This window comes from Flavobacterium sp. UBA4854 (genome assembly GCF_002399805.1).
GTDB lineage: Bacteria > Bacteroidota > Bacteroidia > Flavobacteriales > Flavobacteriaceae > Flavobacterium > Flavobacterium ginsengisoli.
In genome coordinates, this window is record NZ_DHEI01000141.1 from 2,411 (window position 1) to 13,229 (window position 10,819).

Here is a 10,819-nt window from a genome sequence, read left to right on the forward strand (position 1 = left end):
CTGTTGCTTTTTGGTTCTAATGCAACAGTCAGAGTTTTAGCGTCATTTGATTTGTTATTTGTTTTACAACCAATGATTAAGGCTGTAATTATAGCGAAAGAAACAATTAGTTTTTTCATATCTACGGGCATTTTTAGTTAAAGATTAAGTAAATTTAACATAAAATAACGGAATTGATTAACTCTAAAAGTTAAAAAAAAGTCAAACTATACGTTATAATTTGATATTGATTGAGTTAAAAACCGAAAATATTGTTTAAATTCGTATAGGTTTTTAACGAATAATTTCTGAAAACCATTTATCTAATTCGCTCACATTTAATTCTTAATGTTATGATGAAAAAGATTTTTACCCTCGTTTTTTTTAGTTCGTTTTTATTTTCTTGCAAATGCGCAAAAACGGATACACTTTCTAAACTTGACGGAACTTGGGAATTGAATTATATTTCTGGTCCCCGAATTGCTTTTGATGGATTATATCCAAATAAAAAACCAACAATACAATTTGATACCAAAGCAAATCAAGTTTCTGGTAACGCAAGCTGTAATTCATACACAGGAAAATTGGTTGTTGATGGCAACAAAATTGATTTTACTCAGCCAATGGCAGTAACGAAAATGATGTGTTTGGATGGATTGCAAGGTGAACAAACTTATTTGAGTACGCTTCAGAAAATAACTTCTTACGATGTAACTAATGATGGTAAGACTTTGAATTTTATTTCTGGAGATATTGCCATGATGCGTTTTACTAAAAAATAGTATTATGAAAACTACGATGTCTGTTTTACTGTTTTTGATTGTAATTAACTTTTCGGTTTCTGCACAGGAGAAAACAAAAAAAGAACTTAAACAAGAAAGAGAGTTAAAGAAACAAAATGAAATCAAAGCGCTTATAGATTCTCAAAATTTTGTTTTTGAAGCCCAAAAAGCAACACCTCAAGGAGGTAGATTGCTTCAGCTCGATTATAATACTTATTTTTTAAAGTTTAATGCCGATAACACAACTTGCGATTTGCCTTTCTTTGGACGTGCTTATAATGTGGGATATAATAGCGATGGCGGAATAAAATTTGAAGGCAAGCCTGAGAATATTAAGGTTGAAACTAAAAAGAATAGCACCATTCTAAAGGCGACAGTAAGAGGTAAAAGTGATGTCTATGATTTAACTTTTTCTATATTCTACAACGGAAGTACAACACTTTCTGTGAGTAGCAATAATAGAGGTCCAATTAATTATGATGGAATAATATATGCTCCAAAATCAGCAGAGAAACAATGATTTAATTCAATACTAAACTTGTCACAATTTCGTCTGAATATATGGTAAGAATCTTTTTTTTGTTATTAAAGTGGCAGTTTTCGGTTTTGTTTTTCTTTTTTGGTGTGTTCAGCGTATTTGGTCAGGATTTGGAACCCAGAGTGTATGCAAATGTTCCTAAAAGTTTAAATGTAATTGCTGCAGGTTATGTTTTTATGAATGGAAATGTGCTGACAGATCCTTCTTTACCCATAAAAGATTTTACACTTCAAAGCCACAATATGGCTGTAAATTATATCAGAACTTTTGGGATGGCAGATAAACTGGCTCGCATACAGGTAGCGATACCTTTTACGTTTATGGATGGATCTGCTGTAATTAGCGATCAGCTGGTTACTGGCTCAAGAACTGGTTTTGCAGATATGAAAGTGCGTTTCGGAATTAATTTATTAGGTTCTCCCGCACTTGATAAATCTGAATTTAGAAGTTTTGAGCAAAAAACAATTCTTGGAGTCAGTTTGGTTACTTCAATTCCAACAGGAAGATATTACGGTGATAAACAAGTAAACATTGGAACAAACCGCTGGGCTTTTAAGCCTGAAATAGGGGTGTCGAAACGGTTTGCTCATGTTTATGCCGAGGCCTATGGCGGGATGTGGTTTTATACGGATAATAATGATTATTTAGGAAAAAAATTAGAGCAAAAACCAACCTATAGCCTTCAGGCGCATGCAAGCTATTATTTTAAAAACCAAATGTGGATTGGCTTCAATACGACTTGGTTTTTTGGAGGACGAACTATTACTGATGGAGTTTCAGATGACAGCCAGATTGATAACTGGAGAGTAGGAGGAACTTTTTCTACTCCAATTGCCAAAGGGCAGTCGGTCAGATTTCAATATCACATTGGAGCTTATACCAACAACGGACTAAATTATTATGCCTTATCAGCAGTGTATCAATATTCTTTCTTTTAAAATATGATTATGATTTAATGTGTTTAAAATCAGTATATTTGAGTATGCATATATTTTTAAAAACAAATTTAAAATTGAAACTATGAAAAAATTAAGTCTTATTCTTATTATGGCGGTAGCCTCATTTTCATCTTATGCGCAGTCTTCTTACAAAGAAGATTTAGAAGTAGTACAAAGCGTTTATGGAAAATCTAAAGCTGACCTGGTAAAACAGTACATGAATTTATCTGACGCGCAAGCGGCAGCCTTTGCAAAAGTTTACGATAATTATGAAACGTCGCGAAAGGCTTTAGGGCAGACAAAGTTTCAATTGATAAACGATTATGCGGCAAATTACGAAACTTTGACCGATGCTAAAGCTGATGAATTGGCAAAAGCTACTTTGAAAAACCATGTTGATTATGAAAAGCTTTACTCTAAAACTTATAATCAGGCAAAAAAAGCAATTGGTTCAATAAATGCAGCAAAATTTATTCAGCTTGAGGTTTATCTTCAAACTATAATTAGAAGCGAAATTTTAGAAGCTATTCCATTTATTGGTGAAATGGATAAAAATAAGACTAAAACGATGTAAAATATTCGTCTATAAAAAAAGCGGGAATCAATTTGATTCCCGCTTTTTTTTATTTTTCAGTTTTAACTTTGTAAATTTCATTTACCATTCCGTCGCGGAAACTATCCAAAGTAAGTTCCCAAAACATAATTCCGCCTAATTTTTTTGCTTTTGCGTATTCAGCTTTTGCTTTGATCGATTTTAAATCATCTGACGTTGCAAAAGTTTTAGTCGAAGCGTTGTACCAATAAGGAGCTTGAGCTTTTTCATCATAAAAATATTTCCAGCCGTTTGCTTCTGTATATGTTGTAGCGTAGTTTTTAAAGTCAACACCTTGAAAATGTTCTCCGGCCTGATACAATCCATTATTGATGTTTTCTACGTTTTTCCATTGTCTGGTATAAAATGCTCCTCCAATTACTAATTTTTCAGCAGGAACTCCTGCTTTCAATAAAAATTCAACAGCTCTGTCTGTAGATTCTTCTTTAGGATTTGTGCTGTATAATGGAGTGTGATGTCCTGTAACTTTTGAATAGCCGTTTACTAAATCATAACTCATAATATTGATGCGGTTTACATAAGGAGCAACAGCTTTCCAGTCGATAGACTCATCTAAACATTTTTGAAAACCTCCAGCCGCAAAACTTAGTTCATATTTTTTTCCTAATGTTGAACGTAAAATTTTAAGAAGTTCTGTAAAGTTTGGTTTGTCAGCAGCTTGATATAAATGTCCAGGAAGTCCTTCAATTGATGGATATTCCCAATCTAAATCTAAACCATCAACTTTAAAATAATCGCTAACTTCTTTTACAGATTTTGCAAATTTTAAGCGGCCTTCAGCAGTTGAGAATGCTTCAGAACAAGGTTCACAGCCTCCCCAGCCACCAAGTGATAAAACAATCTTAAGTTTCGGATTTTTTGCTTTAAGTGAAACTAAATGTTTGATTGTAAGAGAATCTTTTGCAGAATCGACACTTAATTTCCCTTCTTTTAAATGACAAAAACTAAAAATAATCTGATTCAATTTTCCAACTTCGTATTGATCAATAAGTTGAGAATCGCCTGTGTAATAGGCAATAATGTCCATTTTTTTATTTTTCTGTGCGAAAGCGGCGGTGATGCAAAAGCACAATAAAAATGATGCAATTAGGTTAATTTGTTTCATTATTTTGTTTTTTATAGTTTTTAGAACGTTAAATATACTGTAATACATTTGATGTTTAACTATTTTGTCGGAGTCTAAAAGCTAATTTTAACAAATATTTTGCAAATAACTGCAAAAATATTGCGGCATGTAAGAAATATCTTTTCTGAAAATGTGGCAAAAAATAAACCCGCGCAGTTTCGGACTTGCGCGGGTTTATAACAAATTAAAAGCTAAAAACTATTTTGAAATTAGAAGCAGTAAGTATCTTCTGCTACTAATTTTGCTGCAATTTTTTCTCTAAGTGCCACAACATTTGGCAGATTAGTATATTTAGTGAAACGTTTAAGTCCCATTAACATCATACGTTGTTCGTCACCTTCAGCGAAAGAAGCGATTCCTTCTTTTCCTCTTAAGTTTACGATATCTACTGCTTTGTACAAGTATAATTTTGCCATAGCAATTTGCTCTTGAACTTTATCTTCGCCTTGAGCTTTTGCTAATTTTTCAGTTCTCAAAATTGTACTTTCAGCCATGTAGATTTCAATTAAGATATCAGAAGCTGCCATTAATAATTGTTGGTGAGCATCTAATTCAGGACCATATTTTTGAACAGCGCTTCCAGCAACCATTAAGAAAACTTTTTTCAAGTTTGCAATGATTCCTTTTTCTTCAGCAAATAATTCAGAGAAATCTGGAGTATCAAAAGATGGAATTCCCATTAATTCTTCTTGAACTTTCATTGCTGGTCCAAGTAAATCAACGTGTCCTTTCATTGCTTTTTTGATCAACATACCTACAGAAAGCATTCTGTTGATTTCGTTTGTTCCTTCGTAGATACGAGCGATACGAGCATCTCTCCAAGCACTTTCCATTGGAGTATCTTCAGAGAATCCCATTCCACCAAAAATCTGGATTCCTTCGTCAGAACAAGATTGAACGTCTTCAGAAACTGCTACTTTCAAGATAGAACATTCGATAGCATATTCTTCAACACCTTTCAATTCAGCTTCTTGGTGACTTGTCCCTTCCGCTTCACGAGCAGCAATTCTGTCTTCGATGTCTTTTGCAGCACGGTAAGAAGCACTTTCTCCAGCGTAAGCATTCGTTGCCATTTCAGCTAATTTAGAACGGATAGCTCCAAAAGATGAAATTGAAGTGTTGAACTGAATTCTTTCGTTAGCATATTTTACAGCTCCAGAAGTAACTCTTCTTTGAGCATCAAGACATGCCGCAGCCAATTTAATACGACCAACATTTAAAGCATTCATTGCAATTTTGAAACCGTTTCCTCTTTCAGACAACATGTTTTCAACAGGAACTTTTGTTTCGTTGAAGAAAACCTGACGAGTAGAAGAAGCGCGGATTCCTAATTTATGTTCTTCTTCATTCATAGAAATTCCGTTTGAAGGATCGTTTTCTACGATGAAACCTGTAATGTTTTTATCATCTCCAATACGAGCAAAAACGATGAAAACGCTGCAGAAACCTGCATTCGAAATCCACATTTTTTGTCCTGTGATAGAGTAGTATTTTCCGTCTTCAGATAAAACAGCTTTAGTTTTTCCTGAGTTAGCATCAGATCCTGCACCTGGCTCAGTTAAGCAATAAGCTCCAAACCATTCTCCAGAAGCCAATTTTGGAACGTATTTTTTCTTTTGTTCTTCTGTACCGTAAAGTGTAATTGGCATAGTTCCAATTCCAGTGTGTGCACCAAAAGCAGTTGAGAAAGAACCTGTTGCTCCAGAAATGTAGTCACAAACTAACATTGTAGAAACAAATCCCATTCCTAATCCGCCGTACTCTTCTGGAACCGCAACTCCAAGAAGTCCAAGTTCACCAGCTTTACGCATAGATGATTCTGTATAAGCGTAATCTTTCTTTTCGAAACGATCTTTATGCGCCCATAATTCTTTGTCTACGAACTCCTTTACAGAGTCACGCATCATTAACTGCTCTTCCGAGAAATCTTCTGGTGTGAAGATATCTTCGCATTTTGTTTCTTTAACTAAAAACTGACCGCCACGAGTCACGTTTTTTTCGATTGTATCTGCCATTGTTAATGTTTTTTTGTATGTTTTTTATTTATGGTTTTTGTACACAATCTTGTCATTTCGACGAAGGAGAAATCTTCACGACGATTTTCCACATAGTTGATAATCTTTGCAGAGCTACTTGCGAAGATTTCTCCTTCGTCGAAATGACAAACTGAACGTATACTTTACTTAATAATGCTTTCTTATAATACCTCGTAAATACCAGCGCTTCCTTGCCCAGTCCCCACACACATAGAAACAATTCCGTACTTATTACCTCTGCGTTTCATTTCGTCGAACAATTGAACAGAAAGTTTAGCACCAGTACATCCTAGAGGGTGACCTAAAGCGATCGCTCCACCATTTACGTTTACGATTTCTGGATTAATGTTTAATTCACGAGTTACTGCTAAAGCTTGTGAAGCAAAAGCCTCATTTAATTCAATTAACTCAATATCGTTTAATGTTAATCCCGCTTGTTTTAATGCTTTCGGAATTGCTTTTACAGGACCGATACCCATAATTCTTGGTTCAACACCAGAAGAAGCAAAGTTTACCAAACGTGCGATTGGCTCAAGATTTAATTCTTTTACCATTTCTTCGCTCATAATTAAAACAAAAGCAGCACCGTCACTCATTTGAGAAGAGTTACCCGCAGTTACACTTCCGCCAGCGGCGAAAACTGGTTTTAAACCTGCCAAAGCCTCTTTAGAAGTTCCTGCTCTTGGTCCTTCGTCTTTGTTTACAACGTAAGATTTAGTTTCTTTTTTACCATTTTCATTGATGAAAGTCTGCTCAACAGTAATCGGAACGATTTGTTTATCGAATTTTCCTTCTGCTTGTGCTTTTAATGCTTTCATGTGAGAGTTGTAAGCAAACTCATCCTGATCTTCTCTAGAGATTTTATATTGGTTAGCTACCGCTTCAGCAGTTAAACCCATTCCCCAGTAGTAATCTTCATGACCTGCAGCGGCAACTTTATAATCTGGAGTTGGTTTGTAACCTCCCATCGGAATATAGCTCATGCTTTCTGCACCACCAGCGATGATACAATCTGCCATTCCTGACTGGATTTTAGCCGTCGCCATTCCGATAGTTTCTAATCCAGATGCACAGTAACGGTTTACTGTAACACCAGGAACGTCTTCAACTTTTAATCCCATCAAAGAGATCAAACGACCAACGTTAAGACCTTGTTCAGCTTCTGGCATGGCATTTCCTACCATAACGTCATCGATACGTTTTTTATCAAAATCAGGCAGTTCGTCCATCATAAACTGAATGGTTTCAGCTGCTAATTCATCAGGTCTTTTAAATCTAAAAACACCTTTTGGAGCTTTTCCAACTGCTGTTCTATATGCTTTTACTATATATGCTGTTTTCATTTTCTTAGTTTCTAAGCGGTTTCCCTTTGGTTAACATGTATTGAATTCTTTCTAAAGTTTTTCTCTCAGTACAAAGAGATAAGAAAGCTTCACGTTCGATATCTAATAAATATTGTTCAGATACTAAAGTTGCTTCAGATAAATCACCACCAGCCATTACATAAGCTAGTTTGTTTGCGATTTTCTTATCGTGCTCAGAAATGTATTTTCCAGCTTCCATTTGATCTGTTCCAACTAAGAACATTCCAAGAGCTTGTTTTCCTAATACTTTAACATCAGTTCTTCTGATAGGTTGTGTATAACCAGCTTCTGCCATTAACAAAGCATGTTTTTTAGCTTCAGCAATCTGGCGATCTTTGTTTACTACAATAACATCTTTTCCATGTTGTAAAAGTCCTGTGTCAAAAGCTTCGTAACCAGAAGTAGAAACTTTTGCCATAGCGATTGTTAAGAAATACTCTTGAAGAACGTTCAATTCCACATCATTTTTGCGGAATAAATCTGAAGCTCTTAAAGCCATTTCTTTAGATCCACCACCACCAGGAAGTACACCAACACCAAATTCAACTAATCCCATATACGTTTCAGCAGCAGCAACCACTTTATCAGCATGTAAGCTCATTTCGCATCCACCACCAAAAGTCATTCCGTGAGGTGCTACTACAACTGGAATAGAAGAGTAACGAACACGCATCATTGTATCTTGGAACAATTTAATTGCCATGTTCAGTTCGTCGTATTCCTGCTCAACCGCCATCATGAAAATCATTCCGATATTAGCTCCAACAGAGAAATTCGCCGCTTGGTTACCAATAACTAAACCTTGATATTCTTTTTCAGATAAGTCGATTGCTTTATTGATAGCTTGTAGAACATCGCCGCCAATAGTATTCATTTTAGATTGGAATTCTAAGTTTAAGATTCCGTCTCCTAAATCCTGAATGATTGCACCACTATTGCTCCAAACTTTTTTGCTTTCGCGAATGTTGTTCAGAATAATAAATGAATCTTGTCCAGGAACTTTTACTTGTGTTTTTGTCGGAATGTTATAGAAATAAGTTGCTCCTTCTTTTACAGTATAGAAACTTTCGCTTCCTGAAGCCAACATTTCAGTAACCCATGCAGCAGGCGCTAAACCTTCCGCTTTCATGATTTCAATTCCTTTTGCAACACCAATTGCATCCCAGATTTCGAATGGACCATTTTCCCATCCAAAACCAGCTTTCATGGCATCGTCAATTTTGTATAATTCGTCTGAGATTTCAGGAACTCTGTTTGACACATACGCAAACATTCCAGCGAAACTCTTACGGTAGAATTCTCCCGCTTTGTCTGTTCCTTTTACTAAAACTTTAAAACGATTGATTGGTTTATCAATAGTTTTTGTTAGTTCAAGCGTAGCAAAATTTGCTTTTTTCGCAGCGCGGTATTCTAATGTATCTAAGTCTAAAGAAAGAATATCTTTATCTACTTTTTTGTAGAAACCTTGTCCAGTTTTGCTTCCTAACCAGTTATTTTCCATCATTTTGTTGATGAAATCAGGAAGCTTGAACAATTCGTGTTGTTCGTCGTTCGGGCAGTTTTCGTAAATACCGTTGGCAACGTGTACCAAAGTATCCAGTCCAACAACGTCAACCGTACGGAAAGTAGCTGATTTTGGACGGCCAATTACTGGTCCTGTCAATTTATCAACTTCTTCAATCGTTAATCCCATTTCTTTTACCAAGTGGAATAAACTCTGGATTCCGTAAATCCCAATTCTGTTTCCAATAAACGCTGGAGTATCTTTAGCAACAACCGAAGTTTTTCCTAAGAATTTTGATCCGTATTCGTTTAAGAAATCCAATACTTCAGTAGAAGTTTTTGGACCAGGAATGATTTCAAATAATTTTAAGTAACGCGCAGGGTTAAAAAAGTGAGTTCCGCAGAAGTGCTGTTGAAAATCTTCGCTTCTTCCTTCACTCATAAAGTGAATTGGAATACCAGAAGTATTAGAAGTTACCAAAGTTCCCGGTTTACGGAATTTCTCGATTTGTTCAAAAACTAATTTCTTAATGTCTAAACGCTCAACAACAACCTCGATAATCCAGTCAACATTAGCAATTTTTGCCATATCATCTGTCGTATTTCCAGTCGTAATTCTATTTGCGAATTTCTGACTGTAAATAGGAGAGGGTTTCGATTTTAATGAATTCGCCAAATGTTCGTTTACCACACGGTTGCGAACGGCTTTACTTTCAAGTGTTAATCCTTTTTTAGCTTCAGCTTCGGTCAATTCACGCGGTACAATGTCCAGAAGTAAAACTTCGACACCAATGTTAGCAAAATGACAAGCTATGCCTGAACCCATAATTCCGGATCCAATTACAGCAACTTTTTTAATTGTGCGTTTCATATTTGTTAATTTTGTTTTCTATTTGTCAAATATGTTATCGCCTTTTTATTAATTGGAAAAAACTTTATTGTTGGCGATTTCATAATTTGTTACTATTTGTTTGTAGGAGGAAAAGAATGTTATTCTTTTTCTGTGTTTTCTGTTTGATTAAATATGTTTTTATCGTGAATCAGTTCATTGATTATTTCAGAAACTTCGATAAAATGATTCAGTTTTTCTTCTGAAACATGTTTTCTAACGGTTTCATTAAACTTTAGAACTGTATTTTTAGATAAATCTCTTTTTTCTTTTCCAAAATCGGTAAGGTAAATCAAAACACCTCTTCCATCGCTTGGGTTCTTTTTGCGAACAATTAAACCTTTTTCTTCCATAGATTTCAAGGTTCTTGTTAAGCTGGTTGCTTCCATGCCCATTCTCGGACCTAAAGCCGTTGACGGAGTTCCTTCTTCCTTATCCATACTTAAGAGAGCAAACCCTGTCGCCATTGTTGCATCGTATTTTGCAGCCTCTTCATTATACATTCTTGAAACAGCTTGCCATGTCGCTCTTAAAATATAATCTATCGTTTTGTCTTTCATAGGTAACTATATCGATTTCAAATATAATTAAAAAATACTATGCATGCATATAATTTTTTAATAATTTTTTGGTTAGTTATAAAATATCCCTGATTTAGAGGGTTTTGGTTGTTTATTTTAAGTGTAATATACTATTCTTTTTTTAGATTTTAACATTTTTGATGCTGTAAAAATCCTTTTTTAGTTTTTAAAACGCATTTAATTCGATATTCTGTAAAAAATCATGCATTTATTTCAGTTGGTTTTTCAGAATCGTAGTGTGAAATAGCGTCTTGAAGTATCTTTTTCATACGATTTCTCAGACCTTCTGGCTTTAAAATCTCCAAGCAGCTTCCAAATCCTAGTAAAAGCCTCTCCATTTCGTAATTTGGGATTACATATATATGTATAATGACGCTTCCGTCTTCGTTTTCTTTAATTAAACGCTGAGATTCATGCAAAGGTTTGGTAAGCACATAAGGTGCATTAGAAGCATCAACCCATAATTCGAT

Annotated in this window: 10 protein-coding genes; 4 read left to right on the top strand and 6 right to left on the bottom strand. The window is 35.0% G+C overall.

The features are described from left to right. Window positions 1-332 precede the first annotated feature (332 nt). The 4 genes from B3J44_RS20455 to B3J44_RS20470 all read left to right on the top strand — a co-directional run bounded on the left by B3J44_RS20455 (window position 333) and on the right by B3J44_RS20470 (window position 2,811). Window positions 333-761, top strand: a complete 429-nt coding sequence (locus tag B3J44_RS20455) for an META domain-containing protein (protein WP_286971145.1) — start codon at window positions 333-335, stop codon at window positions 759-761. A 4-nt stretch (window positions 762-765) separates the two neighbouring features. Beyond that, window positions 766-1,281, top strand: a complete 516-nt coding sequence (locus tag B3J44_RS20460) for a DUF4251 domain-containing protein (RefSeq protein WP_286971146.1) — start codon at window positions 766-768, stop codon at window positions 1,279-1,281. Window positions 1,282-1,322: 41 nt separating this feature from the next. Beyond that, entirely contained in the window at window positions 1,323-2,237 is a 915-nt protein-coding gene (locus B3J44_RS20465; RefSeq protein WP_286971147.1) for a transporter, read from the top strand. A gap of 82 nt (window positions 2,238-2,319) precedes the next feature. Next, window positions 2,320-2,811 carry a hypothetical protein gene (locus B3J44_RS20470; RefSeq protein WP_198856478.1) on the top strand — a complete coding sequence of 164 codons (492 nt, stop codon included), beginning with the start codon at window positions 2,320-2,322 and terminating at the stop codon, window positions 2,809-2,811. A 49-nt stretch (window positions 2,812-2,860) separates the two neighbouring features. On the opposite strand, the gene B3J44_RS20475 is transcribed toward B3J44_RS20470, so the two are convergent. From B3J44_RS20475 to B3J44_RS20500, 6 genes are all read right to left on the bottom strand, one after another. Next, the gene (locus B3J44_RS20475) at window positions 2,861-3,955 is read right to left on the bottom strand and encodes a glycoside hydrolase family 18 protein (RefSeq protein ID WP_286971148.1); all 1,095 of its coding nucleotides are present in this window, start codon (window positions 3,953-3,955) and stop codon (window positions 2,861-2,863) included. Between the two features lie 230 nt (window positions 3,956-4,185). Continuing rightward, a complete protein-coding gene (locus B3J44_RS20480; RefSeq protein ID WP_115888680.1) occupies window positions 4,186-5,991 on the bottom strand; it encodes an acyl-CoA dehydrogenase family protein in 1,806 nt (601 codons plus the stop codon). A gap of 182 nt (window positions 5,992-6,173) precedes the next feature. Then, window positions 6,174-7,355, bottom strand: a complete 1,182-nt coding sequence (locus tag B3J44_RS20485) for a thiolase family protein (RefSeq protein WP_286971149.1) — start codon at window positions 7,353-7,355, stop codon at window positions 6,174-6,176. A 4-nt stretch (window positions 7,356-7,359) separates the two neighbouring features. After that, window positions 7,360-9,750: a 3-hydroxyacyl-CoA dehydrogenase/enoyl-CoA hydratase family protein gene (locus B3J44_RS20490; RefSeq protein WP_286971150.1), complete on the bottom strand. Its 2,391-nt coding sequence runs from the start codon at window positions 9,748-9,750 to the stop codon at window positions 7,360-7,362. A gap of 119 nt (window positions 9,751-9,869) precedes the next feature. Beyond that, window positions 9,870-10,328 carry a MarR family winged helix-turn-helix transcriptional regulator gene (locus B3J44_RS20495; RefSeq protein ID WP_111288579.1) on the bottom strand — a complete coding sequence of 153 codons (459 nt, stop codon included), beginning with the start codon at window positions 10,326-10,328 and terminating at the stop codon, window positions 9,870-9,872. Between the two features lie 221 nt (window positions 10,329-10,549). After that, a partial coding sequence (locus tag B3J44_RS20500) for a helix-turn-helix transcriptional regulator (protein WP_286971151.1) occupies window positions 10,550-10,819 on the bottom strand: 270 nt, incomplete at its 5' end.

Excerpts from the sequence above, each read along its gene's own strand:
- B3J44_RS20480 (WP_115888680.1), bottom strand. The coding sequence starts at position 5,991 with ATGGCAGATACAATCGAAAAAAACGTGACTCGTGGCGGTCAGTTTTTA.
- B3J44_RS20495 (WP_111288579.1), bottom strand. The coding sequence starts at position 10,328 with ATGAAAGACAAAACGATAGATTATATTTTAAGAGCGACATGGCAAGCT.
- B3J44_RS20455 (WP_286971145.1), top strand. The coding sequence starts at position 333 with ATGATGAAAAAGATTTTTACCCTCGTTTTTTTTAGTTCGTTTTTATTT.
- B3J44_RS20465 (WP_286971147.1), top strand. The coding sequence starts at position 1,323 with ATGGTAAGAATCTTTTTTTTGTTATTAAAGTGGCAGTTTTCGGTTTTG.
- B3J44_RS20460 (WP_286971146.1), top strand. The coding sequence starts at position 766 with ATGAAAACTACGATGTCTGTTTTACTGTTTTTGATTGTAATTAACTTT.
- B3J44_RS20485 (WP_286971149.1), bottom strand. The coding sequence starts at position 7,355 with ATGAAAACAGCATATATAGTAAAAGCATATAGAACAGCAGTTGGAAAA.
- B3J44_RS20470 (WP_198856478.1), top strand. The coding sequence starts at position 2,320 with ATGAAAAAATTAAGTCTTATTCTTATTATGGCGGTAGCCTCATTTTCA.
- B3J44_RS20475 (WP_286971148.1), bottom strand. The coding sequence starts at position 3,955 with ATGAAACAAATTAACCTAATTGCATCATTTTTATTGTGCTTTTGCATC.
- B3J44_RS20490 (WP_286971150.1), bottom strand. The coding sequence starts at position 9,750 with ATGAAACGCACAATTAAAAAAGTTGCTGTAATTGGATCCGGAATTATG.